This is a genomic window from Paraburkholderia guartelaensis, from assembly GCF_004353905.1.
Classification (GTDB): Bacteria; Pseudomonadota; Gammaproteobacteria; order Burkholderiales; family Burkholderiaceae; genus Paraburkholderia; species Paraburkholderia guartelaensis.
The window spans coordinates 304,949-331,103 of the sequence record NZ_SMOD01000001.1; the positions used below are offsets into that span (position 1 = coordinate 304,949).

Genomic DNA, 26,155 nt, shown 5'->3' on the forward strand with positions numbered 1-26,155 from the left:
AGAGCGCAACAAGGGTGAACGATGAAGCACAAGCTCGAAGTCTACGAACAGAAGCGCCGCTTCGATGAAACTCCGGAGCCGCGTGGTCGCACTGCGCGACGCAGTGCGAGACCACGAGAAGGTGAAGGTTCATTCGTGATCCAGCGTCACGACGCGCGGCGGCTGCACTACGACTTTCGCCTCGAACTCGACGGCACGCTCAAGTCGTGGGCCATTCCCAAGGGCCCGAGCCTCGACCCAACGGTGAAGCGGCTCGCCGTGCACGTGGAGGATCATCGGCTCGAATATGGCTCATTCGAGGGGCGCATTCCCGAAGGCAGCTATGGCGCGGGCACGGTGGCGATCTGGGACCACGGCGTGTGGCGTCCCGAGGGCGGCTTGCGCGGCGCGCGCGAAGGGTATGCGCAAGGCAAGCTCAAATTCACGCTCGAGGGCGAGCGACTGCACGGCGGCTGGACGCTCGTGCGCAGCCCCATGCATGACGGCAAACAGGAGAGCTGGCTGCTCATCAAGCAGCGCGACGACGAGGCCGTGCCCGAGGACGAATTCCACGTAGTCTCGGACGAACGTGCCGCGTCGAACGCGTCGAACGCATCGAAAGTGTCGAAAGTGTCGAAAGCATCGAAAAAGCGCGCCCGGGCGAGCAACGAAGCCGAGGTCGCAGGCGTGCGCATCACGCATCCCGAGCGTGTGATCGACGCACAAAGCGGACTGCGCAAGATCGATCTCGTTGAGTACTTCGAAGCGATTTCCGCATGGCTGCTGCCGCATGTGCAAGGGCGCCCCGTGGCGCTTGCGCGTGCGCCCAAGGGCGTGGGAGGCGAGCTGTTTTTCCAGAAACACGCCAAAGCGTTGCAGATTCCCCATGCCACGCAGCACGCCGGTCTCGATCCAGGCCATGCGCCGCTGCTCACGCTCGAATCCACCGAAGCGTTGGTCGGCGCGGCGCAGATGGACACCATCGAACTGCACACCTGGAATGCGCTCGCGGCGAGCATCGAAAAGCCCGACCGCATCGTCTTCGACCTGGACCCCGATCCCTCGCTTCCATGGGAGCGCATGCTCGAGGCCGCGCAGCTCACGCGCGAACTGCTCGACGCGCTGGGCCTGCGGGCATGGTGCAAGACGAGCGGCGGACGGGGCCTGCACCTGGTCGTGCCGCTCACGCGCCATGCCGGCTGGGAGGAGGCGAAGGACTTCGCGCGCGCGGTGGCGAGCCACATGGCGGCGACGCTGCCCGAGCGCTTCAGCGCGAAGATGGGGGCGCAAAACCGCAAGGGCCGGATTTTCGTGGATTATCTGCGCAACAACCGCGGCGCGAGCACGGCCGCGGCTTACGCGCCGCGGGCGCGGCCCGGTCTCGGCGTGTCGGTGCCCGTGGACTGGGACGAACTGCACACGCTCACAAGCGGCGACCAGTGGAATGTCGCGAACGTACGCGAGCGGCTCGAAGCGCTGCGCACCGATCCGTGGAGCGGCTACGAAAAGGCACGCCAACGCATTACGGCTGCGATGTGGAAACAACTCGGCGGAAAGTGAAAGCGTATCGTCAGATTGGCTAAATTTGTCAGGCAACAAGGCTTGACAACGCAAGCTTGTCACACAAAAATTGTGCCTCCTCCCTCAAGACGGCGCGCAATGCGCCGTTATCGGGAAGGAGAAACAACGCTGGCGCCCGCAGTGCGCCAACGAACAAGGTCGGCAGCGCGTCAAGGTACCTTCAGTCAAGCCCCGGGGACAGGGCTGGCCGCCAGAGGCGACGCGCGCCGCACATAAAACTGATAAGGCGTACGAACGTTTCATGCGAATTTCCACACGACTCCTTCTTCTGGTCATCACGGCGCTGATCGGGTTGATCGCCATTGGCGGCTATGGGCTCGTCAGCCTCAAGCGGGAAATGCTCGACGAAACGCGCGGCAAGATCACGAATCTGCTGCAGATGGCTGAGCATCTCGCGACCTTCTATCACGACCAGGAAGCTGCCGGGAAAATGACGCGCGAACAGGCGCAGGCGGCCACGCAGCAGGCGCTCAACCAGCTCAACTATTCCGATCGGAGCTACTTCTGGGCGCGCCTGCCCGATGGCACGACACTGGTTCACCGCAATCTGGCGTCGATCGGCAAGGTCAATGTAGGCAAGGCGCCCGACGGGCGGCCCGACACCGATCTCTACCGCGAAATGCTCGCGCGCGAGCACATCCCCGTGATGATGACGATGGCGAAGCACCCCACCACGGGGCAGTTGACGGCGAAGATGAACGGCATCGTGGAGTTCGCGCCGTGGGGCTGGTGGATCGGCACGGGCTTCTTTCTCGACGATATCGACGCCACGTTCTGGCGCACCGGCCGCGTGCTGCTTGCACTCATCATCGCGGCGGTGGCGGGTATCGGCGTGCTGTCGTGGCAGATCATTCGCAATCTCGTGGGCACGCTCGGGGGCGAACCGCATTATGCGGTGGCGGTCACGCACCGTATCGCGACGGGTGACCTGACCGGCAACGTCGAGTTGCGGCCCGGCGACAACCGCAGCTTGCTGGCGTCGATTGCGCGCATGCAAACGAGCCTCGTCACCATGATCAGCGAGATCCGCTCGGGCGCGGAGTCCGTGACGGCGGGCGCGGGCGAGATCGCCGCGGGCAATACGGACCTCTCGTCGCGCACCGAAGAGCAGGCTGCCTCGCTGCAGCAAACCGCGGCCAGCATGGAGCAGCTCACATCGACGGTGCAGAACAACGAGGCCAACGCCAACCAGGCTCGCCAGCTCGTTTCCACGGCCAGCACGGCGGCGGCCGATGGCGGCGCGGCGGTGGCGGCCGTGGTGGATACGATGTCGGCCATTCAGAACTCGTCGGAAAAGATGGTCGAGATCACGGGCGTAATCGAAGGCATTGCGTTTCAGACCAACATTCTCGCGCTCAACGCCGCCGTCGAGGCCGCGCGTGCGGGCGAGGAAGGACGCGGATTCGCGGTCGTCGCCTCCGAAGTGCGTTCGCTTGCGCAGCGCAGCGCGAGCGCGGCGCGCGAAATCAAGGTGCTGATCGACGCATCGGTCGGGCAGGTGCGCGAGGGGTCGGAGCGCGTGCGCGCGGCTGGCGCCACCATGGAAAGCATCGTGCGCTCGGTCGAAAACGTCACGGACATCATTACGGGCATTTCCGAGGCGTCGTCCGAGCAGCGTCTTGGCATCGAGCAGATCAGCCGCGCCGTCACACAGATGGATGAGGTGACGCAGCAGAACGCGGCGCTCGTGGAAGAGGCCGCTGCCGCCGCCGATTCGCTCTCGGGGCAGGCGCACCGGCTATCGCAGGCGGTGTCGATTTTCCGGACCTGATTGTCCTTTTTTACCCGCAATTGTCCTGAGACAATTATTTTCCGCCCCGTTTCTGAGCGACCATGAACGCTTACCGAGGAGCGGATCGAGATGGCGTGGGCGACGATTTCGGGCGAGTGGCGTGACGCGGTCGGGGCCGCGCACGGCGCGGAGTCCAAATACAAACGGCTGGTCAAGGCGATTGCACAGGACATCGAGCGCGGCGCGCTCGTTTCCGGCGTGCGCCTCGCGCCGCAGCGCGAGGTGGCCGCGGAACTGGGCGTGAGCGTGCAGACGGTCACCAATGCCTACAAGGAACTCGAAAGGCAGGGCCTGATTCGATGCGAGGTGGGGCGCGGCAGCTTCGTCGCCGCGCGCGTGACCGAGTCGATGTCGAACTATATTCTCGACACGGCCGAGCGCGAGATCGTCGACTTTTCCATTGCGCGCATTGTCCACACGCCGCAGCACGACGCCGCGTGGCGCGACGTGTGCGCCACGCTCGCGACGCTCGACGATCAACCGTGGATTCGCTCGTTTCGCCCTATCGCGGGCTTCGAGCATCATCGCCAGGCGGGCGCGGCATGGCTCGCCTCGCTCAACATGCCTGTGAAACCCGAATCGCTCCTCATCACCAATGGCGCGGCGCACGGCATTTTCCTTGCGCTCGCCTCCACGGTCGGTCCCGGTGACACCGTGCTCTGCGAAAGCCTCACGGACCACGGCGTGATCGGCTCGGCAAACGTGCTGGGCTTCACGCTCAAGGGGCTCGAAATCGACGAATACGGCATACGTCCCGAGCATTTCGAGGAGATGTGCGACAGCGAGCGCGTGAGCGCGCTCGTGTGCACGCCGACCTTCAACAATCCGACCATGGCCGTTTTGCCCGATTCGCGCCGCCGCGCGATTGCGCGCATTGCGGAGCGCTATGGCGTGTACGTGATCGAGGACGATGTGTATGGCGCGCTGCCCGCGAAAGCCAACACGCCTATCGCGAGCCTGATTCCCGAGTTGGCGTTCTATTGCACGAGCATGACCAAATCGGTGCTGACCGGCCTGCGCACAGGCTATCTCGCCATGCCGCGCCGCCTTGCGCTGCGCGTGGAAAGCGTGCTGCGCGTGAGCTGCTGGATGGCGACCTCGCCGATTGCGGAAATTGCCACGCGCTGGATCATGGATGGTACCGCGCGGCGCCTCGTGGAGCTGCAGCGCGAGCGGCTCGCGGCGCGACAGGCGATGGTGCGCGAGGCGTTGGGCGACTATGTGCTCGGCGCGCATCCCAACGCGCTTTCTGCCTGGTTGCGCGTGCCCGATTACTGGCAGGCGGATCGCCTCGTGCGCGAGTTGCGCAATCGCCAGATTGCCGTGACCTCGCCGGACCCATTTCTCGTTGGCGGCACAGCGCGTCCCAATGCGGTGCGCATCTGCCTCGGCGCGGAAGCGTCGGACACCGCGTGCCGCAACGCGCTCCAGACCATGGCGGGCGTGTTCGAGCAGTATCCGCACGTGCACGATTTCAACTAGACGATTGGGTTTGCCGATCCGGGCGCGCGGATTGTACCAGGACATTAGAAAGCCCGTTTTGGCTCATTAGACTGGATTGCACAGATTCACTGGAAGGAACGTGCATTTCATGTCGTCGCTTTCGCTTTCGTCACTTTCGCTTGCCGATGTCTACCGCGCGCGCCAGCGCCTCGAGGGCCGCGTAGCGCACACCCCGCTCGTGGCGTCTCCCACCTTGTCGGCGCGCCTGGGCGCGCCGGTCTACTTCAAGCTCGAAACCGTGCAGCCCACGGGCAGCTTCAAGTTACGCGGCGCGACCAACGCGCTGGCGCATCTCGCCGAGTCGGGCGTGAAGCGCGTCGTCACCGCATCCACCGGCAATCATGGCCGTGCGCTCGCGTATGCGGCGCACGCGCTCGGCATGGAGTCGGCCGTCTGCATGTCGTCGCTCGTGCCGCCCAACAAGGTCGAAGCCGTGGCCGCGCTGGGCGCGCGCGTGGTGATCGCGGGCAAGAGCCAGGACGAAGCGCAGATCGAAGCGCAGCGCCTCATGCGCGAGGAAGGCTATGCGTTCGTGCCGCCTTTCGACGACCTGCGCGTGATCGCCGGGCAGGCCACCATCGGCCTCGAAATTCTCGAAGCGCTGCCCGACACCGCGACCCTCGTGGTGCCGCTGTCGGGTGGCGGACTCTTCAGCGGCGTGGCGTTTGCAGCGAAGCAGATCCGGCCGGACGTGCGCGCCATCGGCGTTTCGATGGCGCGCGGCGCGGCCATGCATGCGAGCCTCGAGGCAGGCCATCCCGTCGACGTTGAGGAAAGCGAAACATTGGCCGATTCGCTGGGTGGCGGAATCGGCCTCGACAATCGCCACACGTTTGCGCTGACTCGCGCGCTGGCCGATGAAATCATCCTGCTCGGCGAGCCTTCGATCGCGCACGGCGTGGTCCATGCGTACCGCGAAGAGCGCCTCGTGGTGGAAGGCGCGGGCGCGGTGGGCATGGCGGCGTTGCTCGACGGGCACATCGAGTGCAACAAAGGCCCGCTCGTGATCGTCGTGAGCGGCGCGAACATCGACATGACGGTGCACCGCCGTCTCGTGACGGAGGTTTGAGATGCATCCCGAGCTGTCAACTGAGTTGCCACCTGTCACGTTGCTGGGCGCACAGCAACTGCGAGAACTGGTTCCGCTCGATCATGCGGCCGTCGATCAGGTCGAATCCGCATTCGTCGCGCTCGCAACCGAAGCCGTTGTCATGCCGCCTATCCTGAACCTCGCGCTGCCCGAGCGGCATGGCGAGGTCGATGTGAAGACGGCGTATCTGCCGCGCTTCGAGCAGTTTGCCATCAAGATCAGCCCCGGATTTTTCGACAATCCATCGCTCGGATTGCCGAGCCTCAACGGACTGATGCTCGTGCTCTCTGCGCGCACAGGTCTTACCGAAGCCGTGCTGCTCGACAACGGTTATCTGACTGCCGTGCGCACCGCCGCGGCGGGCGCGGTGGCCGCGCGCTGGCTGGCGCGCTCCGACGCGCGCCATGCAGCGATTATCGGCGCGGGCGAGCAGGCGCGCCTGCAACTCGATGCGCTCGTGCTGGTGCGCAAGATCGAGAGCGTGAGCGTTTGGGCCCGCGATACGGCGCGTGCTTCGGTCTTCGCCGCCGACACCGAACGCCGCCACGGCGTGCGCGCTCGCGTTGCCGCTTCGGTGCACGACGCGCTCGCGCAGGCCGATGTGGCCGTGACGACCACCCCGAGCCGAGAACCGCTCGTTCACGCGGCGGACCTGCACGCCGGTTTGCACCTCACGGCCATGGGCTCCGACGCCGAGTACAAGAACGAACTCGCGCCCTCGGTATTCGAATCGTCGCGCTATGTCTGCGACCGCTTGCAGCAAACGCGCGTGCTCGGCGAACTCAGGCACGCTATTGAAGCGCACAAGGTTGCGCCCGAGCGCGGCTTCGCGGAGCTGGGCGAAGTGATCGCGGGCCGCCGCGAGGGCCGCGTACACGCAAACGACATCACGATCTGCGACCTCACCGGTACCGGGGCGCAGGACACCGCCATTGCCGTTCTCGCCTTGCAGCGCGCCCGCGCAGCCGGTGCGGGCGCGGTGTTTCACAACGCAGTCACGCCTTGAGAGGGAAAGATGCCCGCAGCAACTGAAAAAAGTGAGGTGGCGCCGCGTCTTGTGTTCGCACGCAGCGAATACGATGCGCGCATTGCGAAGACGCGCCGCGCGATGCAGGACGAAGGCATCGATCTGCTGATCGTCACGGACCCGACCAACATGAACTGGCTGACCGGCTACGACGGCTGGTCGTTCTATGTCCATCAATGCGTGCTGCTGACCATGGACGGCGAACCTGTCTGGTTCGGTCGGGGCCAGGACGCGAACGGCGCGAAGCGCACGGCGTTCATGTCGCACGGCAATATCATCGGCTATCCCGATCATTACGTTCAGTCGCCCGTGCGTCACCCCATGGACTATCTGAGCACGGAAGTCATCGCCGCGCGCGGCTGGGACACGCTGCGCATTGGCGTGGAGATGGACAACTACTACTTCAGCGCGGCGGCCTACGCGTCGCTCCAGCGCCATTTGCCCAAGGCGCGCTGGACGGATGCCACCGCGCTCGTGAACTGGCAGCGCGCGGTCAAGTCGCCGCGCGAGATCGAATACATGCGCGTTGCGGCGCGCATCGTCGAGAAGATGCACGCGCGCATTCTCGACGTGGTCGAGCCAGGCATGAAGAAGTGCGACCTGGTTGCGCAGATCTATGAAGCGGGCATTACCGGCGTGGAAGGCCACGGCGGAGACTACCCCGCCATCGTGCCGCTCCTGCCCACCGGCGCCGACGCCGCCGCTCCGCACCTCACGTGGGACGACTCGGCCTTCACGGCGAACGCGGGCACGTTCTTCGAGATCGCGGGTTGTTACCACCGCTATCACTGTCCGCAGTCGCGCACGGTCTATCTCGGCAAGCCGCCAAAGCACTTTCTCGACGCGGAGAAGGCCGTGGTGGAGGGCATCGAGGCCGGTCTCGCCGCCGCGAAGCCCGGCAACGTGTGTGAGGACATCGCCAATGCGTTCTTCGCAGTGCTGCGCAAATCGGGCATCGAGAAGAACAGCCGCTGCGGCTACCCCATTGGCGCGAGCTTTCCGCCCGACTGGGGCGAGCGCACCATGAGCCTGCGCCCCGGGGACCGCACGGTCCTCGAACCCGGCATGACGTTTCACTTCATGCCGGGCCTGTGGCTCGATGACTGGGGCCTCGAAATCACTGAAAGCATTTTGATTACCGAAACCGGCGTCGAAACGTTCTGTACTACGCCGCGCAAACTGTTCGTGAAGGAGTAGGGCCGATGCGTGCGTCACCGATTACGCCGACCGTCGATTACGACGCCAATGGCGTGCAACACGGTTTTTTGAGGCTGCCTTATTCGCGCGACGACTCCGCGTGGGGCGCGATCATGATTCCGCTTACCGTCGTCAAGCACGGCGAGGGGCCGACCGTGCTGCTCACGGGCGGCAATCATGGCGACGAATACGAAGGGCCGATCGCGCTCGCCAAGCTGGCGGGCTCGCTGCAAGCCTCGGACGTGAATGGCCGCGTGATCATCGTGCCGTACATGAACTACCCTGCGTTTCGGGCGGGCACGCGCACTTCGCCGATCGATGCGGGAAATTTGAACCGCAGCTTTCCGGGGCGCCCCGATGGCAGCGTGACCGAGAAGATCGCCGACTATTTCCAGCGTGAGTTGCTTGCGCGCGCCGATTACGTGCTCGATATTCACGCTGGCGGGCGCACGCTCGACTTCGTGCCGTTCGCGGCGATTCACGTGCTGCCCGATGGCGATCAGCAGGCGCGTTGCGAGCGTGCGATGCGTGCATTCGGCGCGCCGTACTCCATGCGCATGCTGGAACTCGACAGCGTTGGCCTGTTCGACAGCGCCGTGGAGGAAGCGGGCAAGGTGTTCGTCTCGACCGAACTGGGCGGCGGCGGCACTTCCACCGCGCAGAGCGTGGCGATTGCGGATCGCGGCGTGCGCGGTTTTCTTGCGCACGCAGGCGTCATCGAGCGCAAGGCCGGCGAGCGCAGCGTCAGCACGCGCACGACCACCTTGCTCGATATGCCCGACGGCAGTTGCTACACCACGAGCGAGCATCGCGGCATGCTGGAGATGTGCCGCGATCTGGGCGATACCGTCGAGGCGGGCGAGCTGCTCGCGCGCGTGCACGATATCAATCGCACCGGCGCGCGCCCTCTGGAATATCGGGCGCAACGCGGTGGGCTGCTCGCGGCGCGCCATTTCCCAGGCCTCGTGCAGGCGGGCGACACCGTGGCCGTGGTTGCCGACGTCGTCGAACGCAACCTGCCCGTGGCGGCATGAGCGCGCTGTGATCAAGCTCGACCGTTACGATCTGGCCATCCTGCGCATCCTCGAGCGCGATGGGCGCATCACGAAATCGAAGCTTGCCGAAGAGGTCAATCTCTCCATTTCGCCGGCCTGGGAGCGCGTGCGCAAGCTCGAGGAAAGCGGCGTAATACGCGGCTATCACGCCGAGGTGGACTGGGTCGGCGCGATGCGTGGCAGCCGTATCGTCGTGGAAGTGACGCTGTCGCGCCATACCGCGCCCGAGATGCGGCGCTTCGAAGAACGCGTGAGCGCGGCCGAAGAAGTCATGCAGTGCTATGCCACGGGCGGCGGCGTGGACTACGTGCTGCACGTGATGGCGCGCGACATCGACCATTACCAGCGCTTTATCGACGCGCTGCTGATGGAGGACCTCGGTATCGAGCGCTACTTCACCTACATCGTGACGAAGGTGGTGAAGTGCGCGCCGAATCACGCGCCTGCGTGGGCCCTGGAAAGCGCGTGAATTTTTCGCGCCCGCGCGGGGTGGTTCAAAAGAAACCGCAAGCGTGCGGGGCCGAAAACCAAAAAAATCGCGACGCCGCCGGCCCCAGAATGGATTGCATATCGACAGACCTGACAAGGAGTAGACGAGATGCTGCCAGGACACCCCATTCTGTTCAAATCGCTGTGCTACGTGGACGGCCGCTGGGTACATAGCGACAGCGCGGCCACCGTTGCCGTGCAGAACCCTGCGGACCAGTCGGTGATCGGTCACGTGCCCATGCTCGTGCGCGCACAGATCACCGGTGCAGTCGACGCCGCGCAGCGCGCCTTCGAATCGTGGCGCTGGGTCTCGCAAACGCAGCGCAGTGCGGCGCTCCTGCGCTGGCACGAACGGATCGTGCGGCACCAGGAGGACCTTGCGGCGCTGCTCTCGCTGGAGCAGGGCAAGCCGCTTGCCGAATCGCGCGGCGAAATCCGCTATGCGGCGAGCTTTGTCGAATGGTATGCGCACGAGGCGAAACGCCTGGCAGGCCGTACGATTCCCACGCACATCGACGGCGCACATCTGGGCACGGTGATGGAGCCGGTCGGTGTCGCGGCGCTCATCACGCCATGGAATTTCCCGGTGGCGATGATCACGCGCAAGGCCGCCGCCGCGCTCGCTGCCGGCTGCACCGTCGTCGTGAAGCCGGCGCACGAAACGCCGTATTCGGCGCTCGCTTTGGCGCAACTCGCGGAGGAGGCCCGTTTTCCGGCCGGCGTCTACAACGTGGTGCTCGGCGAGCCCCAAATGGCGATGGAAACGCTGGTGAGCGACACGCGCGTGCGTGCCGTGAGCTTCACGGGATCGACGCGCGTGGGCTCGCTCGTCACCCAGGCGGCGGCGCGCGCGGGCATCAAGAAGGTGGCACTCGAACTGGGCGGAAACGCACCGTTCATCGTCACGGAAGACGCCGATCTCGAGCAGTCCGTCAGGATTGCCGTGGGCGCGAAGTTTCAGACCTCGGGTCAGGACTGCTGCGCGGCGAACCGCATTTTCGTGGCGCGCCCGCTTTACGAAGCGTTCGTCGAGCGCTATGCGGATGCGGTGCGCGCGCTCAGGACCGGCCCCGCGTTCGAAAAAGACGTGGACGTGGGGCCGCTCATGCACCAGGCCGCGTTCGACAGCACCGCAGCGCGCGTGGACGATGCGCGCGAGAAGGGCGCACGCATCGTGGCGGGCGGCCAGCCGCATGCGCTGGGCGGCTGGTACTACGAGCCCACAGTAATCGCGGATGCCGCGCCCGGCATGCGCGTGTACGACGAAGAAAATTTCGCGCCCATTTCGGCAGTCTGCGCGTTCGATACGCTCGACGAAGTAATCGCCAAGGCGAACGACACGGAACATGGCCTCGCGGCTTACGTGTGCGCGACGCGCATGGACACGATTTTCCAGTTGGTGCGGCGGCTCGACTTCGCGATGGTCTCCGTGAACGGCGTGAAGTTCACGGGCGCACCCATTCCATTCGGCGGCATGAAGGCCTCGGGCCTTGGCCGCGAAGGTGGCGCGGAGGGCTTCGAGCCCTTCGTGGAAACCAAATATTTTTGTCTTGGCAATCTCGGCCTGCCGCTCGCGGCCATGGCCTGAACCGGAATCAGGAGGACAACATGACTCAACGCATCGACGCACTCTTCGAGCAGGACCGCGCGCACTTCATGCACCCGTCCACGCACGCCTACGATCACGAGAGCGGCGCGCTGCCGGGCAAGATCGTGCGCGGCGGCAAGGGCATCCGCATCGAGGACCATCAGGGCAAGCAGTATATCGACGCCTTCGCGGGCCTCTACTGCGTGAATATCGGCTATGGCCGCACCGAAGTCGCCGACGCCATGTACGAGCAGGCGAAGCAGCTCGCGTACTACCACACCTACGTGGGTCATTCGTCGGATGCGATCATCGAGCTGTCGTCGCGCATCATCGACTGGGCGCCTGCTGGCATGAAGAAGGTGTACTACGGCATGTCCGGTTCGGATGCGAACGAAACGCAGGTCAAGATCGTCTGGTACTACAACAACGTGCTGGGCCGCCCGAACAAGAAGAAGATCATCTCGCGCGATCGCGGCTATCACGGCTCGGGCATCGTTACGGGCAGCCTCACCGGCTTGCCGAGCTTCCACCAGCATTTCGATCTGCCGATCGATCGCGTGAAGCATACGGTCTGCCCGCACTGGTATCGCAAGGCGCCCGCGGGCATGAACGAGGCACAGTTCGTCGCGTACTGCGTGGAAGAACTCGAAAAGCTGATCGCGCGCGAAGGCGCGGACACGGTCGCCGCATTCATCGCCGAGCCGGTGATGGGCACGGGCGGCATCATCGAGCCGCCCAAAGGCTACTGGCCGGCCATCCAGGCGGTGCTGCGCAAGCACGACATCCTGCTGATCTCCGACGAGGTGGTGTGCGGATTCGGGCGTCTGGGCTCGAAGATGGGCGCGCAGCACTTCGGCATCGAGCCGGATCTCATCACGGTCGCGAAGGGCCTCACGAGCGCGTATGCGCCGCTTTCCGGCGTGATCGTGGGCGAGAAGGTGTGGGACGTAATCGCGCGCGGCTCGCAGGAGCACGGGCCGATGGGCCACGGCTGGACCTATTCGGGGCACCCGGTGTGTGCCGCTGCGGCGCTCGCCAATCTGGCGATCATCGAGCGTGAAAAACTCGTGGAGAACGCCGGGCAGGTCGGCTCGTACTTCGGCGCGAAGCTGCGCGAGGCGTTCGGCGCGCATCCGCTCGTGGGCGAGGTGCGCAGCGTGGGCATGCTGGCGGCGCTGGAATTCATGGCCGACAAGGAAGCGCGCAAGCCGTACGACCCGGCGCTGAAGATCGGGCCGAAGGTTTCGGCGGCGGCGCTCGAGCGCGGCGTGATCGCGCGCGCCATGCCGCATGGCGACATCCTGGGCTTCGCGCCGCCGCTCGTCATGACGCGCGCCGAAGCCGACGAGATCGTCGGGATCGTCAAGCAGGCCGTGGACGAGGTGGCCGAGCGCAATCTTGTCGCGGCGGGGTAAGCCGCAAGGCACGCGTCAACCGTTAAAGGTGCAATGCCACGAGCCGCCGGACGTCAGTACGGCGGCTTTTTTTGTTCCCGCTGGGGTCGCGCAGGTGTTGCTTTTAGGTCGCTTGCGCTGGCTCAATAGCCCGTGAAACCGTTGCCTGATAAGGCTCAAAGGCGCGCGGTTCTAGTGCGCGGCATTTTGCCACCACATTGACGCACGCGCATGGTGTGACAATGCGTCGAAATCTTAAAAAATGTTAAAGAAGGAGTCGTCCGATGCTCTCACCCGTCGCAGGATCCGCTACTGTCGTGCGCCAAAGCAGCCGTGCTCCTCTCGCTGGAACGCCGCCCAGCGCGCGCTGCTCGGGGTGCGCCATGCGCCACCTTTGCATGCCGCAAGGCTTGCCGGACGAAGACCTGCCGAGGCTCGAAGCCCTGATCTGCGGGGCGCGCAAGGTGCGCCGCGGCGAGGCGCTCTATCGCTCGGGCGACCGCTTCGACAGCCTGTACGCCGTGCGCTCCGGCTCGCTCAAGACGCTGATCGTCAACCGCGACGGCCGCGAGCAGATCACGGGGCTGCGTCTCGCGGGCGACGCGCTGGGGCTCGACGGCATTGCCACCGATGTGCACGCGTTCAGCGCGGTTGCACTCGAAGACAGTTCGATTTGCACGCTTCCCTACGCCGCGCTCAAGGGCTTGTGCCGCGAAAGCGGCACGATGCAGGACCGGCTGCACCGGCTCATGGGCGACCAGTTCAATCAGGAAGCTTCGCAGATGATGGTGCTGGGCTCGCTCACCGCCGAGGAACGCGTGGCCGCCTTCCTGCTCGACGTCTCGTCGCGCAACTGGCAGCGCGGCTATTCGCAGGCGGAGTTCCGTCTGCGCATGTCGCGTGAAGATATGGGCAGTTACCTGGGCATCACGCTCGAAACTGTGAGCCGGATTTTGTCGCGCTTCCAGAAGCGCGGTCTGATCGACGCGCAGGGCAAGCTGATCCGCATCTGCGATATCGAGGGGCTGCAGACGGTTTGAACGGGCCGCTGGCGCGGCAGCCATCGCACCTCCGATGACTGCCGCAGCCAGCCGCTCCTTGCGCTACGTCCCGGCTCTCCTTACTTCTCGTCGAGACCCAGCCCCGGCAGGCGATGCGTGCCTTCGAGCTGAACCGCATGCAGCAGATGCGGATCCAGGTCGAGCGCGCTCAGGATCGTCGGCGCAACCTGGGTCGTGAAGACGTAGTGGTCGTCCGTGCGGCCGGCGTGATGAATGCCGGGGAACGACACGACGAGACCCAGGTGGCTGTCGTCGGGCGCGTTGCCGCCGTGCTCTTCATCCTTCGCCGTGCTCGACGTATAGATCACGCCCGGGTTCGGCTGGACGATGATGTCCGGCGTGCGGCCGTTCGACGGATTGCCGAACCAGTCTGCGAGGCGATCGCCCGTGAGGATGTACGCCTGCGGGCCGTCCGCGCAAATGCCCGGCGCGTTACAGCTCAGGTTCGCCTGCAGCGTCTTCACCACGGCGTCCTTCTGGCTCTGATCACGCAGCCAGATCAGGCCCACGTCGTCGGTCTGCACCATGCCGGTGCCCGGAAGGCCCGAGCCGTCGTTCAGGTTGCCCGTCTTCGTGTTGTTCTGGCCGAAGTTGCCGGTCGAGTCCAGATAGTTGTTGGCCTCGAGCAGCTTCGTGAGCGTGTCGCCGTTCTTCACCAGCTTCGAGTGATCGGTCGGCGACTGGCCGTGCTTGGCCGTCACGATGATGAGCGTCGACGAGTAGAGGTTGCGCTGCTTCAGTTCCTGCACCACGCGGCCGAGCGAGTTGTCCAGGTACGTGATGGCGGCCGCGACTTGCGGGCCCGGCGTGAAGTCGGCGTCGAGATAGCCGCCTTGTTGCGCCACCGGCGACTTCTGCGCGACGCTAAGCGTCTGGAAGTTCGTGCCGAACATCGTGGGCACCGACGCGCTCATCTTGCCCGTCGAATCGAGGCCGTCGATTTCGTTGATCAGCGCCTGCACGTGGATGTTGTCGAAGACTTCGGTATGCGTGTAGGTGTCCAGATAATACGTGCCGGTCTTCGGGTCGATCGAGTTGATCTCGGTGCGCGCCAGATCGTCCACGCCCTTGCCCGAAGGACCGTTGACCCAGTCGTAGCCCCATGCATGCTTGTCCGCCCACGCCGTGCGCGCGCCGTGAATGTTCTGCTTGATGACTTCGAAGACGGTGTTCGTCTTGATGTAATTGTGCGGGTACACCGGCGTGCAAACGCCATTGATCTTCGCGTAGGGAATGGCTTGCGGATTGAACGCGCCGCCGCCGTCGAGGTGGATCAGCGCGCCGCCGTTCTCGCCGTCGATGCCGGTCGTTTCGTCGAACACGACGTTCCAGCCTTGCGGGCCCTTGCACTTGGAATCGAGCGGTGCGTAGAGCGTACGGTCATATGACACGTCATAAAAGAGGCCCGCGCTCTTCGGCGAGCCGCCCGTCACCAGTGCCGTGAGGCCCGGGAACGAGTCGGACAGATGCGGCGTATGGGCGTTCGTGTAGGTCACGCCCGACTTCGCGAGCAGCGCGAGGTTGGGGCAGGCATTGCTGCCGATGCAACGGGCCACGTCCTGTTCGTGCAGGCCGTCGAAACTGATGAGCAGGACGTGCTTCACATCCTTCATGTCGCCTGCGTAAGCCGTTGTGTGCACACCCGCAAGTGCCATTGCACCCGCGCCAACGACTGCGCCTAACCGCGACCACCGGGTCGTATTCTCCATCATTCACCTCGTTTTTTGTAATGCATTGTGGGGAACTGCGAGGGACCTGCGCACAGCCCGAGCAATGTGGGGCTGGAAGGCGAATCTCTCGTGACGTGATCCTTTCATCTCGCCGTCAGTTGTTATGAGTTGTTGCAAGGCGCATTCGCGAGCGAGTGAGATGAGGGTTTTCGCGGGTGTAAACTCCTGCATTCGAGTGTTTGCAATGCTCGTTTGCAATTCTCGTTCGCAGTTTTGATTAATAGTGAGTTCCATTCAGTCCATTCCGGCATCACATAATCGAATTCAAAGGGAACGTCATGGCAAAGGATGAAATCGTCTGGGGTATCCTGGGTACGTCGAAGATCAACGACAAAGTGGTCGTGCCCATGCACCACGCACCGAAGTGCCGCGTAAAAGCGATTGCTTCGCGTTCAGCCGGGAAGGCCCAGGCTGCCGCGCAGAAATATGGACTCGCGCAGGCGTACGACAGTTACGAAGCGCTGCTGGCAGACCCGGAAATCGATGCGGTCTATATACCGTTGCCCAATCACCTTCACGTGGAATGGACGATCAAGTCTGTCGAAGCGGGCAAGCACGTGCTATGTGAAAAGCCGATCGGGCTCAATGTGCAACAAGCCGAGCGATTGATTGCTGCGCGCGACAAGAGCGGCCGGTACATCCAGGAAGCCTTTATGGTTCGCACACATCCGCAGTGGCTTAAGGTGCGGGCGTTGATCGAAGAGGGCGCGATAGGAGAATTGCGGGCGGTGACCGGCGGCTTTACTTACTACAACACCAATGCTCAGGACATTCGCAACCACAGCGAAATGGGCGGCGGCGGCTTGCTGGATATCGGCTGTTATCCCATCACGACGTCGCGCCTCATTCTTGGGCGTGAGCCGAAACGCGTGGTCGCGCTGATGGAGCGCGATCCGTCGTTCGAAGTAGACCGTCTGGGTTCCGTGCTGATGGATTTCGACGGCGTGCAAGCGAGCTTTTTCTATTCCACCCAAACTTATCCGTATCAGCGTATGCAGTTTCACGGCACGACGGGGCGAGTCGAGGTCGAGATTCCATTCAACGCACCGAATGACCGGCCTACGCGGCTGCTGTTGAGCAAGCAGGGAGAAGCGGATCGCTGGCTTGAGCTTCCCGTATGCGATCAATACGGCGTGGCCGCGGCGGTCTTTGCCGAAGCGATATTGAACGGAACGCCCCAGGCGATCGCGCTGGAAGACGCCCGCGCGAATATGCAGGTGATCGACGCCGTGTTCCGCTCGGCCCGATCGGGCGCCTGGGAGAGCGTCGCTTGACGTTGAAGTGCGCGGGTGGGCTCAACGCCCCTTGGCTTGACCCGCACCCGCCTTGCGGCTCTTCACATGGTCGATGAACGCGCGCAGCTTGGGCATGATCTGCCGGCGGCTCGGATAGCAGAGAAACACGCCCGGCAGCATCGGCGCGTAGGCGTCGAGCACGCGCACGAGCTTGCCCGCATTCACCGCGTCGGAAACCATCGGCTCGGGTAGCTGCGCGAGGCCGATGCCTTCCAGCGCCGCGCCCATCATGGTCGGGAAGTCGCTGGCGATCAGCGGTCCTGAGACGGCGATCTCCACGGCGTGCCCGTGGTCGTCGAATGACCACGAAGCCAACGCGCCGTTGGAGCGCCGCCAGCGCAAGCATGCGTGCTCGCGCAGATCGTCCGTGCGGCGAGGGCGTTTGTTGCTGGAGAAATAGGCAGGACTACCGATGACAACGAGACGAAACGGCGGTGTCAGCGGCACCGCCACCATGTCCGCGGCGACGAGCTGGCCGAGCCGGATGCCGGCATCGAAACCTTCCGCCGCGAGATCGACCACTTCCTTGCTCACGGCGATTTCCACCTCCACTTCGGGATAAGCCTGGCAGAACGAAGCGAGCAGCGGCTCCAGCAGAAGCGGGACGACCGCGCGCGGCACGGAGAGCCGCAACAAACCCGTAGGGCGCTGGCCGAGATCGCGCGCGACTTCGCTCGCGGCGACCAGCTCCTCGAAGGCGGGCTTTGCGCGCGAAAGAAACCGTTCGCCGGCTTCGGTCAGGCCGACGCTGCGCGTGGTGCGCACAAAAAGCGCCGCGCCGATGCGCTCTTCGAGCACACGCACCGCCTGGCTGATAGCCGAAGGCGTCACCCCGAGGTCCGCTGCCGCCTTGCGAAAACTGCGGTGCCTGGCAACGCACAGGAACGCCTCCACGCCATCGAGCGCTCCTTGTCTGACTGTGAAGTTCTGCTTCATAGCGCATCAACATTGTGATGAATAGTCGCTCGCGGGAATCGATGGTACACCTAACGTGCCAGCCGATGACGTACGCAAAACGCGTCGCGCGCAGGCAGGATCCACCGCGAAGTCCGGCATTCATCTGGAGAACCGTCGATGAGCACGCCCGCCGTTCCCGTTGGCATCATCCCGCCGCGCCCGGCCTGGCGCAGCCTGCGCTGGATAGCGCCGCTCACGTTGCTGTGGATTGCCGTGATGTACTGGCTGCCGGTGATTCCGGGCAGCGGTCTTCAAACGACGGCGCACCAACTCGTAGCCCAGATGTTCATGGCAGTCGGATTGTGGCTCGGCCTCGAGCGCACCGGCCTGCCGCTGAGCCAACGTCGCGCGACGTGGCTGGTGATTCTCATGGCGCACGCGCTTTGGTTTGCAGTCGTCTGGAGCGCGGCGATCCATGGCGTCTTTCGACTGAGCGCCGTACCGCCGCTGTTGCCCTTGCTGCCGTTGGCGATTTTCCTGCCGGTGATTGTCGGCGCGCCGCTCTTGCTGCTGTCGAAGCGGGTCGGGCAAGTGCTCGACGCGATGCCGGCGGCCTGGCTCATCGCGCTGCAGTTTTACCGCGTGTTCGGCAGTTGGGCGATTGCCGCGTGGCTGCACGGCGCGATGGCCGGCGTGGACGCATTGCCGGCCGGTACCGGCGACTTGCTGACGGGCCTCTTCGCCGTGCCGGCGGCCATCGCGGTGGCGAGCGGTACGGCGCAGGGGCGCAAGACCGCCATCGCCTGGAACATTTTCGGGCTGGCCGATTTCGCCGTCGCCGTGACTCTGGGGATGATCACAGCGCCCGGCCGATTCCAGTTGATCGCGCCGGATATGCCGAGCCTCAACGCGGGCACCTACCCGTATGTACTGACGCCCGCGTTCGTCGTGCCTGGTTCGATCCTGTTGCATGCGCTCTCGCTGCGCCAGGTGTTCCGGCGTCGCGCCGCATGAACTCCCTTCCTTTCACCCACACATCGCAAAGCACTTTGCAGGAGGCAACATGTCACCGGAATCGATCTTTCGCTTGCATCTCGCGCTAGGGTATGTCGCGTGGCTCCTTTGCTTTACCGTGTACGTCTGGCCCTGGCTCAAGTCGATGGCCCCCTTCGACGCACAACGCGCGATTGCCACGCTGCACAGTTTCCGCTTCTTCGGGCTGGTCTTCATCCTGCCGGGTGTCGTGAGTCCCGATTTGCCCGCGAGTTTCGGCGTGCCCACAGCCTATGGGGACCTCGCAACGGGCGCGCTGGCCATGCTGGCGCTGCTCGCGGCGAGAAAGCGTCCCGTGTTCTGGTTCTTCGTCGTGGCGTTCAATCTCGTGGGCGCGGTGGATCTGGCTTTCGCCTACTACCACGCCATCCAGGCCGGCGTTCCTGTGCACGCGGGAGAATTGGGCGCAACGTACGTGATTCCCGTGATCGTCGTGCCGCTGTTGGCGATTACGCATGGCGCTGCCTTTTATTTGCTGCTGCGTCCGCAGCGCAAGGCCGCCCGAGTGCTCGCTAATGCTTCGCGCACCTGAAAGGCAACGCGGCAAATTCACTGGACAGAGGCCAGGCGGCGTTGCTTTAATAAGCAGCCGTTCGTTCGCCAACGCAACCTGGTTCAGGAGACAACACAGTGGAAAAAGCCGCCGATCCGATCCTGCAGGTGCTGCAACAGTACAAAGCCGCGGTATTGGCCAAAGACGTCGATGCGTTCGTCGCACTCTATGACCCGGACATCCTCGCCTTCGACATGTGGGGCGCCTGGACGTACGAGGGCATCGCGTCATGGCGCAACATGGTGGAGGGCTGGTTCGGCTCGCTGGGTGCCGAGCGCGTGATCGTGGATTTCAGCGAGGCGCAGACCACCGTCTCCCAGGACCTTGCCGTGGTCCATGCCTTCGTGAGCTACAAAGCGGTGGCGGCGGACGGCGAGGAATTGCGCTCGATGGACAATCGCATGACCGCGACGCTCAGGCAAACGGGCGAGGGCTGGAAGGTCTTCCACCAGCATTCGTCCTCGCCAATCGACCCCGCGACGACGAAGGTCATTTTCAAACGTTAGTCGCTGCAAAGAAAAATGCCCGACACGCGGTCGGGCATTTCGATTGGAGCATGACGGGCGCGAGCGGCCCGCCATGCCATTACTGCTGCGCCTTGCCAGGCACCTGTTGCCCGCGCAACGAGCAGCCCTTCGTCTCGATCACGAAAAACAGTGCAATGGCGCCCACCGCGCACGCGGCCATCATGTAGTACGCCGGAACGAGCGGGCTGCCAGTCTTGTCCACGAGCCAGTCGCTCACGATCGGCGCGGTGCCGCCGAACAGCGAGGTCGAGACGTTGTAGGCAATCGCCATCCCCGCATAACGCACCTGCGTCGGGAACATGGCAGGGAACATCGCCGAGATGGTCGCGAGCTGCGGCGCATAGAGCAGGCCGAGCACGGCGAAGCCGATCAGCGCGCCGCCCACGCCGTGGCGCATCAGCATGAACATCGGCACGGCGGCGACGAACAGCCCGACGAGCGAGAACCACCAGAGCGTCTTGCGGCCCACATGATCCGAGAGCCGGCCCGCGAACGGCAGCAAGGCCATCATCGCGAGCATGCCGATGAGCGGAATGAGCAGCGACATGTTCTCGCTCACGCCCAGTTCCTTGTGCATGTACGTCGGCATGTACGCGAGCAGCACGTAGTTCACGACATTGAGCGCGACCACGAGCCCGCCCAGCAGCACGAGCGGCACGCGATGTTCGCGCAGCAGGGTGCGCAGCGAAATGGCCGGGCGCTCCCGCTCCTGTTGCTCGAACTTCTCTTCCATCTCGCGGAATACCGGCGTGTCTTCGATGCGCGAACGCAGATAGAAGCCGATCAAGCCCAGCGGCGCCGCGACGAGGAACGGCAGACGCCAGCCCCACGCATGCATCGCATCGTTGCCGAGCGCGAGCGACGCCGCGAGCATCAGCAAGGCGCCCAGCGAAAAGCCGGCCAGCGTGGCGAACTCGAGGAAACTCCCGCAGAAGCCGCGCCGCGCGTCGGGCGCGTATTCGGCCATGAAGGTGGCCGCGCCGCCATATTCACCGCCAGTGGAGAAGCCCTGGATCATGCGCAATACGATGAGCGCGGCGGGTGCGATCCAGCCTGCTTTCGCATAGGTCGGCAGCAGGCCGACGAGCAGCGTGGCGCCCGACATCAGCAGCACGGTCAGTGCGAGTACCTTCTTGCGCCCGAAGCGGTCGCCGAGCGGCCCCCAGAACAGGCCGCCGAGCGGGCGAATCAAAAATGAAATGGCAAACGTGCCGAGCGCGAACAGCGTGGCGCTTGCGGTGCTGCCCGGAAACAATGCCGCGGAGATATAGGCGAGCCCATAGGCATAGATGCCATAGTCGAACCACTCCGTTGCGTTGCCGAGCGCGGCGGCGGTAATGGCGCGGCGTGGCAGCGTGTGTGCGCTGCCGGTGGGGGCGGCGTGCTGGTCGTGGTCGGGAGTCGACGTATCGTCCCATAGGGACCGGCCCGGCGTGGGGGAATGCCAAGTTTCGGCGAATCGCATAAGACGTCCTCTTGTCAGGAACCGCGGCCCGAATGGCGCGCTTGAGCGATCAAGTTAGTCCCGTCAATTTCTGTTTCCGATGTCATAGGACGATTTCGCATCGGGACTTTCCCTGCCTGCGCATCACGAGTACCCGTCGCGCGGGTGGCGCGGCGCTTTTTGACCGCCCTTCAGGCTTCGCGGCGAATCGAGCGGCAGCAACATTTGCCGTTTTTCTGCCGATCGGCCCGTTTCGCTGTTCTCCGGCGAGGGCTGTTGCTTTGCACAAAAGTTGACTTCCGGCACACTGGAATCGGCCCAGGACTAACCCGAATGCAAGAAAGTATCAGTCTGCGGTCTGATTTTCAGTGGTGGATACGTACCGCGCCGGTTAATTTTCAGTCATGGCGGCGCGCGGTTTGAGGCCAGGTCCACCGTATCAGGTCCAGCGTATGTGCGAGCAACCGTCGCAGAACTAGAAAAAACCGTGCAGGAGGAGTCGAGATGCTAACCATTGGGGCTGCCACGGCGCGCGCAAGCGCGCCCCGCGCCACACATTCCCAGCCTGACCTCGAACTGGTCGCCGTGCCGCGCGACGAGTCGTTCAAGGTCTGGTCGCATGGCTACCCTTATCGGACGGTGCGCTGGCACTTCCATCCCGAGTACGAGATCCACCTCATCACCGCGACCACGGGCAAGTATTTCGTGGGCGATTTCATCGGCAGCTTCATGCCCGGCAATCTCGTGATGATCGGCCCGAATCTGCCGCACAACTGGGTGAGCAGTGTGCCGCACGACGAGCCGGTGGACGAACGTTGTCTTGTCCTCCAGTTCGATGCGGATTTCATCGCACGCGCGCTCGATGCGTTTCCGGAATTCAGGCGCGTGGAGCCGCTGCTCGACGCGTCGCGCTGGGGGCTCCTGTTCACGCCGGAAACGGGCGCGGCCGCTGAGCCGATCCTGCGCGAGATGCTCGGCGCACAGGGCATGCGGCGTGTCACGCTCTTCATCGACTTGCTCGAGCTGCTCGTGCAAAGCGAGGAGCCCGCGGCGCTCGCAAGCGAGGCGTATCGCGCCGACCCGGCCCGCTATGCGGGCACGCGCATCAATCACGTGCTCGCCTTCATCGGCAAGAATCTCTCGCAGGAGCTGCGCGAAACGGAGCTGGCGGAACTGGCCGGGCAGAGCGTAAGCGCGTTCTCGCGCTATTTCCGCCGCCATACGGGCGTGTCGTTCGTGCGCTACGTGAACCAGCTGCGTATCAATCTGGCGTGCCAGCTGTTGATGTCAGGTGAACTGAATATCACGGACATCTGTTATCAGGTGGGTTTCAACAACCTCTCGAATTTCAACCGCCAGTTCCTGCTGCTCAAGGAAATGTCGCCGTCGCGCTGGCGATCGTATCAGCGGCTCAACGCCGCGAGCGCGGCCAGCAAGAGCGAAGCCGTGTACGGCACGCCCGCGATCGGCTAGCGGATCGCCCAGCAAAAGAGGTTCAAACGCAATGCGCATTTCAGGCACTGCGCAGGACGAACTCACACTTTCACAAGGCAGCAACGGCAACCCTACCAGGCATTCAACCAAAAAACGGAGACACCCAATGACCCGACTTCACACCCAACTGATCGGCGCCGCCGCGCTCAGTCTCGCCCTCGCGGGCATCACGTCGGCCTACGCCGCGCCGAGCGGCACGGTCGCGTTCCTGATGCCCGACCAGGCCTCCACGCGCTACGAGCAGCACGATTTCCCCGGTTTCAAGGCCGAAATGGGCAAGCTCTGCCCCGACTGCAAGGTCCTCTACCAGAACGCCAATGCCGATGCCTCGCAGCAGCAGCAACAATTCAATTCGGTGATCGCGCAGGGCGCGAAGGTCATCGTGCTCGACCCGGTGGACTCCACGGCTGCGGCTTCGCTCGTGCACATGGCGCAGAGCCAGGGCATCAAGGTCATTGCGTATGACCGGCCCGTGCCGTCCACGCCTGCCGACTACTACGTTTCGTTCGACAACGAGGAAATCGGCAAGTCCATCGCCCAGTCGCTCGTGCAGCACCTGAAGGAGTCGGGCGTGGCCGCGAGCAAGGGCGGCGTGCTCGAAGTGAACGGTTCGCCGACCGACGCCGCTGCAGGGCTCATCAAGAAGGGCATTCACGAAGGGCTGCAGGGCAGCGGCTACAAGACGCTCTCCGAGTACGACACGCCGGAGTGGGCACCGCCCAAGGCGCAGCAGTGGGTGAGCGGGCAGATCACGCGCTTCGGGCCGCAGATCGTGGGCGTCGTGGCCGCCAACGACGGCACGGCGGGCGGCACCATCGCGGCCTTCAAGGCGGCGGGCGTGAATCCGGTTCCGGCGGTCACGGGTAACGATGCGACGACCGCGGGCCTGCAACTGATCATCGCGGGCGACCAGTACAACACGATTCTCAAGCCCAGCGAGATCGTGGCGGGGGCGGCGGCGAAGGTGGCCGTGGGCTTCCTCGACGGCAAGCCTGTGAAGGGCGAGACGACGCTCTTCAAGACGCCCACGCAACTCTTCAAGCCGGCCGTCATCACGCAGAAGAACATCAAGGCCGAGGTGGTGGACAAGGGCTTCGCGAAAGCGTCGGACCTGTGCACGGGCCGTTACGCCGACGGCTGCAAGAAGCTCGGCATCGGCGGCTGATACGCATGACTGCGCCCGGCGCGCGCCGGGCCCTGAGAGCAACGAAGAGGTACCCATTTCATGACTGAAGAATCCACCAACCGCGCAACGAACCGCGCAACGACACCCGGCGCACCCGGCGAGCTGGTGCTGAGCCTGCGTGGCATCTCGAAGCACTTCGGCGCGGTTTCGGCCCTCACGGATATCGAGCTGGACGTGCACGCGGGCGAGGTGGTCGCCCTCGTCGGCGACAACGGCGCGGGCAAATCGACGCTCGTGAAGATTCTGGCGGGCGTGCACCAGCCGAGCGCCGGGACCATCACGTTTCGCGGCCAGCCGGTGAACCTGTCCGATCCGGGCACGGCGCTCGACCTCGGGATCGCGACGGTGTTCCAGGACCTCGCGCTGTGCGAGAACCTCGACGTCGTCGCGAACATCTTCCTCGGCCGCGAGTTGAGCCCCTACCGGCTCGACGAGGTCACGATGGAAGTGAAGGCCTGGACGCTCCTCAACGAGCTTTCGGCGCGCATTCCCAGCGTGCGCGACGTGGTCGCCTCGCTCTCGGGCGGCCAGCGCCAGACCGTGGCGATCGCGCGTTCGCTGCTGCTCGACCCGAAGCTCATCATGCTCGACGAACCGACCGCCGCGCTCGGCGTGGCCCAGACCGCCGAGGTGCTGAACCTGATCGAGCGTGTGCGCGACCGCGGGCACGCCGTCATCATGATCAGCCACAACATGGAAGACGTGCGCGCCGTGGCCGACCGCATCGTCGTGCTGCGCCTCGGCCGTAACAACGGGATTTTCTATCCCGACTCGTCCAACGCCGAACTCGTGGCGGCGATCACCGGGGCGACGGAAAACGCGGTGTCGCGCCGCGCAGGCCGCCGCCAGGCGCAACAGGACGTGCAATGAAAGGAACGATCATGAGCAAGACTATCCATGGCGCTCCGCAGCCTGAAACCCAGGACACCTCGAAGCCGGATTCAAAGCCCGATGCGACGCCATCCACGCTGCTCGACCGCAGCGACGTGCGCGTGAAGCATGCGAGCGGAATCGGCGAGAGCGTGTCGGCATTCGTCGATCGCGTGCGCTCGGGCGACCTGGGCTCGCTCCCGGTGATCGCGGGGCTCGTGATCATCTGGACGGTGTTCACGAGCCTGAACCCGGTGTTTCTCTCCGCCGACAACCTCGTGAACATGCTGTTCGACTGCTCGACCGTCGGCGTCATTTCGCTTGGCATTGTCTGCGTGCTGCTGCTCGGGCAGATCGATCTCTCGGTGGGCTCGATGAGCGGCTTTGCGTCGGCGCTCGTCGGAACGTTGTGGGTCAACGACGGCTGGCCGGTGCTGCTCGCCATCGTCGCCGCCATCGCGGTGGGCGCGGTGATCGGCGCACTGTATGCGCTGCTGCTCAACTGGATAGGCATGCCAAGTTTCGTCTCGACGCTCGCGGGCCTGCTCGCCATCCTCGGCATGCAGCTCTACGTGCTCGGTTCGACGGGCTCTATCAATTTGCCCTACGGCTCGGCGATGGTGAATTTCGGGCAACTGATGGTGATCCCGCCGATCGTCTCGCACGTGATCGCGCTGCTGCCTGGTATCGTGCTCCTGCTGCTCGGCATGCGTACGCGCACGCGCCGCCATGCGGCCAGGCTTTCGGCGCCGTCGGTCGCGGGTCTGCTCGGGCGCGCGGTGGCGCTGACCGTGTTCCTCGAAATCGTCGTGGCCTATCTCAACCGCGGGCGTGGCGTGCCGCTGATGTTCGGCCTCTTTCTGGGTCTCGCGGTCGTCATGCAGTACGCGCTCACGCGCACGCGCTGGGGCCGTTCGATGCACGCCGTGGGCGGCAATCACGAAGCCGCGCGGCGCGCGGGTATCAAGGTCGGCGCGATCTATACGAGCGCCTTCGTGCTGTGCGCGAGCCTTGCCGCAATCGGCGGCGTGCTGACCGCAGCGCGTCTCGCTTCGGCGAGCCAGCAGGCCGGCACCGGCGACGTCAACCTCAACGCCATCGCGGCGGCCGTGATCGGCGGCACGAGCCTGTTCGGCGGGCGCGGCAGCGCGTGGTCGGCGGTGCTCGGCATCATCGTGATCCAGTCGATTGCGAGCGGTCTGACGCTGCTGAACCTGTCGTCGTCGCTGCGCTTCATGATTACCGGCGCCGTGCTGGCCATTGCGGTGATCGTCGATTCGCTCGCCCGCCAGTCGCGTGTTTCGCATGGCCGCGCCTGAGGCGTTCGAACCTGATTCAAGGAGAAAGTCA

Annotated in this window: 21 protein-coding genes and 2 pseudogenes; 20 read left to right on the forward strand and 3 right to left on the reverse strand. The window is 64.5% G+C overall.

Translation table 11 applies throughout. The features are described 5' to 3' along the window. Nucleotides 1-21 precede the first annotated feature (21 nt). The 12 genes and pseudogenes from E1N52_RS45500 to E1N52_RS01390 form a co-directional block, all read left to right on the forward strand. Nucleotides 22-462 (forward strand): annotated as a pseudogene (locus E1N52_RS45500) (DNA polymerase ligase N-terminal domain-containing protein); the annotation flags it as partial. Nucleotides 463-567: 105 nt separating this feature from the next. Beyond that, nucleotides 568-1,539 (forward strand): annotated as a pseudogene (gene ligD / locus E1N52_RS45505) (non-homologous end-joining DNA ligase); the annotation flags it as partial. A gap of 262 nt (nt 1,540-1,801) precedes the next feature. Then, nucleotides 1,802-3,331 (forward strand): methyl-accepting chemotaxis protein, encoded by a 1,530-nt coding sequence (locus E1N52_RS01345; RefSeq protein WP_133179472.1) that lies wholly within the window; start codon nt 1,802-1,804, stop codon nt 3,329-3,331. Nucleotides 3,332-3,421: 90 nt separating this feature from the next. Next, nucleotides 3,422-4,834 carry a MocR-like ectoine utilization transcription factor EhuR gene (ehuR, locus tag E1N52_RS01350; protein WP_205965549.1) on the forward strand — a complete coding sequence of 471 codons (1,413 nt, stop codon included), beginning with the start codon at nt 3,422-3,424 and terminating at the stop codon, nt 4,832-4,834. Nucleotides 4,835-4,943: 109 nt separating this feature from the next. Continuing rightward, nucleotides 4,944-5,924, forward strand: coding sequence for a hydroxyectoine utilization dehydratase EutB (gene eutB / locus E1N52_RS01355; RefSeq protein WP_133179474.1), 981 nt, complete (start codon nt 4,944-4,946; stop codon nt 5,922-5,924). Between the two features lies 1 nt (nt 5,925). Continuing rightward, on the forward strand, nt 5,926-6,951 hold the full coding sequence (locus E1N52_RS01360; RefSeq protein WP_133179476.1) for a cyclodeaminase: 1,026 nt from the start codon (nt 5,926-5,928) through the stop codon (nt 6,949-6,951). Nucleotides 6,952-6,960: 9 nt separating this feature from the next. Then, nucleotides 6,961-8,169 carry an ectoine hydrolase DoeA gene (gene doeA / locus E1N52_RS01365; protein ID WP_133179478.1) on the forward strand — a complete coding sequence of 403 codons (1,209 nt, stop codon included), beginning with the start codon at nt 6,961-6,963 and terminating at the stop codon, nt 8,167-8,169. Between the two features lie 5 nt (nt 8,170-8,174). Beyond that, entirely contained in the window at nt 8,175-9,203 is a 1,029-nt protein-coding gene (doeB, locus tag E1N52_RS01370) for a N(2)-acetyl-L-2,4-diaminobutanoate deacetylase DoeB (RefSeq protein ID WP_133179480.1), read from the forward strand. 7 nt (nt 9,204-9,210) lie between these two features. Beyond that, nucleotides 9,211-9,693 (forward strand): Lrp/AsnC family transcriptional regulator, encoded by a 483-nt coding sequence (locus E1N52_RS01375; protein ID WP_133179482.1) that lies wholly within the window; start codon nt 9,211-9,213, stop codon nt 9,691-9,693. A gap of 129 nt (nt 9,694-9,822) precedes the next feature. Then, complete coding sequence (locus tag E1N52_RS01380) at nt 9,823-11,301, forward strand: NAD-dependent succinate-semialdehyde dehydrogenase (protein WP_133179484.1); 1,479 nt, start codon at nt 9,823-9,825, stop codon at nt 11,299-11,301. A gap of 20 nt (nt 11,302-11,321) precedes the next feature. Continuing rightward, on the forward strand, nt 11,322-12,716 hold the full coding sequence (locus E1N52_RS01385; protein ID WP_133179486.1) for an aspartate aminotransferase family protein: 1,395 nt from the start codon (nt 11,322-11,324) through the stop codon (nt 12,714-12,716). A 263-nt stretch (nt 12,717-12,979) separates the two neighbouring features. Beyond that, nucleotides 12,980-13,735, forward strand: a complete 756-nt coding sequence (locus E1N52_RS01390; RefSeq protein ID WP_425467986.1) for a helix-turn-helix domain-containing protein — start codon at nt 12,980-12,982, stop codon at nt 13,733-13,735. A gap of 80 nt (nt 13,736-13,815) precedes the next feature. Here E1N52_RS01390 and E1N52_RS01395 read toward each other — a convergent pair whose 3' ends face one another. Beyond that, nucleotides 13,816-15,465 (reverse strand): alkaline phosphatase family protein, encoded by a 1,650-nt coding sequence (locus tag E1N52_RS01395; RefSeq protein ID WP_133179490.1) that lies wholly within the window; start codon nt 15,463-15,465, stop codon nt 13,816-13,818. 299 nt (nt 15,466-15,764) lie between these two features. Between E1N52_RS01395 and E1N52_RS01400 the strand changes: the two genes are divergently transcribed. Further along, complete coding sequence (locus E1N52_RS01400; protein WP_133179492.1) at nt 15,765-16,760, forward strand: Gfo/Idh/MocA family protein; 996 nt, start codon at nt 15,765-15,767, stop codon at nt 16,758-16,760. A gap of 21 nt (nt 16,761-16,781) precedes the next feature. Here the strand turns inward: E1N52_RS01400 and E1N52_RS01405 are convergent, their stop codons facing one another. Continuing rightward, the gene (locus E1N52_RS01405; protein ID WP_133179494.1) at nt 16,782-17,717 is read right to left on the reverse strand and encodes a LysR family transcriptional regulator; all 936 of its coding nucleotides are present in this window, start codon (nt 17,715-17,717) and stop codon (nt 16,782-16,784) included. A 138-nt stretch (nt 17,718-17,855) separates the two neighbouring features. Between E1N52_RS01405 and E1N52_RS01410 the strand changes: the two genes are divergently transcribed. The 3 genes from E1N52_RS01410 (at nt 17,856) to E1N52_RS01420 (ending at nt 19,790) form a co-directional block, all read left to right on the forward strand. Further along, the gene (locus E1N52_RS01410; RefSeq protein ID WP_133179496.1) at nt 17,856-18,692 is read left to right on the forward strand and encodes an MFS transporter; all 837 of its coding nucleotides are present in this window, start codon (nt 17,856-17,858) and stop codon (nt 18,690-18,692) included. A gap of 49 nt (nt 18,693-18,741) precedes the next feature. Beyond that, nucleotides 18,742-19,263 (forward strand): hypothetical protein, encoded by a 522-nt coding sequence (locus tag E1N52_RS01415; protein ID WP_133179498.1) that lies wholly within the window; start codon nt 18,742-18,744, stop codon nt 19,261-19,263. Between the two features lie 98 nt (nt 19,264-19,361). After that, nucleotides 19,362-19,790 (forward strand): YybH family protein, encoded by a 429-nt coding sequence (locus E1N52_RS01420; protein WP_133179500.1) that lies wholly within the window; start codon nt 19,362-19,364, stop codon nt 19,788-19,790. 79 nt (nt 19,791-19,869) lie between these two features. On the opposite strand, the gene E1N52_RS01425 is transcribed toward E1N52_RS01420, so the two are convergent. Beyond that, nucleotides 19,870-21,276 carry an MFS transporter gene (locus E1N52_RS01425; protein WP_133179502.1) on the reverse strand — a complete coding sequence of 469 codons (1,407 nt, stop codon included), beginning with the start codon at nt 21,274-21,276 and terminating at the stop codon, nt 19,870-19,872. A gap of 483 nt (nt 21,277-21,759) precedes the next feature. Between E1N52_RS01425 and E1N52_RS01430 the strand changes: the two genes are divergently transcribed. The 4 genes from E1N52_RS01430 (at nt 21,760) to E1N52_RS01445 (ending at nt 26,124) form a co-directional block, all read left to right on the forward strand. Next, nucleotides 21,760-22,728 carry an AraC family transcriptional regulator gene (locus tag E1N52_RS01430; RefSeq protein ID WP_133179504.1) on the forward strand — a complete coding sequence of 323 codons (969 nt, stop codon included), beginning with the start codon at nt 21,760-21,762 and terminating at the stop codon, nt 22,726-22,728. 127 nt (nt 22,729-22,855) lie between these two features. Then, complete coding sequence (locus E1N52_RS01435; RefSeq protein ID WP_133179506.1) at nt 22,856-23,914, forward strand: ABC transporter substrate-binding protein; 1,059 nt, start codon at nt 22,856-22,858, stop codon at nt 23,912-23,914. Nucleotides 23,915-23,974: 60 nt separating this feature from the next. Further along, nucleotides 23,975-24,805, forward strand: a complete 831-nt coding sequence (locus E1N52_RS01440; RefSeq protein ID WP_133179508.1) for an ATP-binding cassette domain-containing protein — start codon at nt 23,975-23,977, stop codon at nt 24,803-24,805. 11 nt (nt 24,806-24,816) lie between these two features. Continuing rightward, the gene (locus E1N52_RS01445; protein ID WP_133179510.1) at nt 24,817-26,124 is read left to right on the forward strand and encodes a sugar ABC transporter permease; all 1,308 of its coding nucleotides are present in this window, start codon (nt 24,817-24,819) and stop codon (nt 26,122-26,124) included. Nucleotides 26,125-26,155 lie beyond the last annotated feature (31 nt).

Coding starts and splice junctions, on each gene's coding strand:
- E1N52_RS01390 (WP_425467986.1), top strand. CDS start 12,980: ATGCTCTCACCCGTCGCAGGATCCGCTACTGTCGTGCGCCAAAGCAGC.
- E1N52_RS01445 (WP_133179510.1), top strand. CDS start 24,817: ATGAGCAAGACTATCCATGGCGCTCCGCAGCCTGAAACCCAGGACACC.
- E1N52_RS01415 (WP_133179498.1), top strand. CDS start 18,742: ATGTCACCGGAATCGATCTTTCGCTTGCATCTCGCGCTAGGGTATGTC.
- E1N52_RS01345 (WP_133179472.1), top strand. CDS start 1,802: ATGCGAATTTCCACACGACTCCTTCTTCTGGTCATCACGGCGCTGATC.
- ehuR (WP_205965549.1), top strand. CDS start 3,422: ATGGCGTGGGCGACGATTTCGGGCGAGTGGCGTGACGCGGTCGGGGCC.
- E1N52_RS01425 (WP_133179502.1), bottom strand. CDS start 21,276: ATGCGATTCGCCGAAACTTGGCATTCCCCCACGCCGGGCCGGTCCCTA.
- E1N52_RS01440 (WP_133179508.1), top strand. CDS start 23,975: ATGACTGAAGAATCCACCAACCGCGCAACGAACCGCGCAACGACACCC.
- E1N52_RS01410 (WP_133179496.1), top strand. CDS start 17,856: ATGAGCACGCCCGCCGTTCCCGTTGGCATCATCCCGCCGCGCCCGGCC.
- doeA (WP_133179478.1), top strand. CDS start 6,961: ATGCCCGCAGCAACTGAAAAAAGTGAGGTGGCGCCGCGTCTTGTGTTC.
- doeB (WP_133179480.1), top strand. CDS start 8,175: ATGCGTGCGTCACCGATTACGCCGACCGTCGATTACGACGCCAATGGC.
- E1N52_RS01430 (WP_133179504.1), top strand. CDS start 21,760: ATGCTAACCATTGGGGCTGCCACGGCGCGCGCAAGCGCGCCCCGCGCC.
- E1N52_RS01380 (WP_133179484.1), top strand. CDS start 9,823: ATGCTGCCAGGACACCCCATTCTGTTCAAATCGCTGTGCTACGTGGAC.
- E1N52_RS01405 (WP_133179494.1), bottom strand. CDS start 17,717: ATGAAGCAGAACTTCACAGTCAGACAAGGAGCGCTCGATGGCGTGGAG.
- E1N52_RS01395 (WP_133179490.1), bottom strand. CDS start 15,465: ATGGAGAATACGACCCGGTGGTCGCGGTTAGGCGCAGTCGTTGGCGCG.
- E1N52_RS01360 (WP_133179476.1), top strand. CDS start 5,926: ATGCATCCCGAGCTGTCAACTGAGTTGCCACCTGTCACGTTGCTGGGC.
- E1N52_RS01385 (WP_133179486.1), top strand. CDS start 11,322: ATGACTCAACGCATCGACGCACTCTTCGAGCAGGACCGCGCGCACTTC.
- eutB (WP_133179474.1), top strand. CDS start 4,944: ATGTCGTCGCTTTCGCTTTCGTCACTTTCGCTTGCCGATGTCTACCGC.
- E1N52_RS01435 (WP_133179506.1), top strand. CDS start 22,856: ATGACCCGACTTCACACCCAACTGATCGGCGCCGCCGCGCTCAGTCTC.
- E1N52_RS01400 (WP_133179492.1), top strand. CDS start 15,765: ATGGCAAAGGATGAAATCGTCTGGGGTATCCTGGGTACGTCGAAGATC.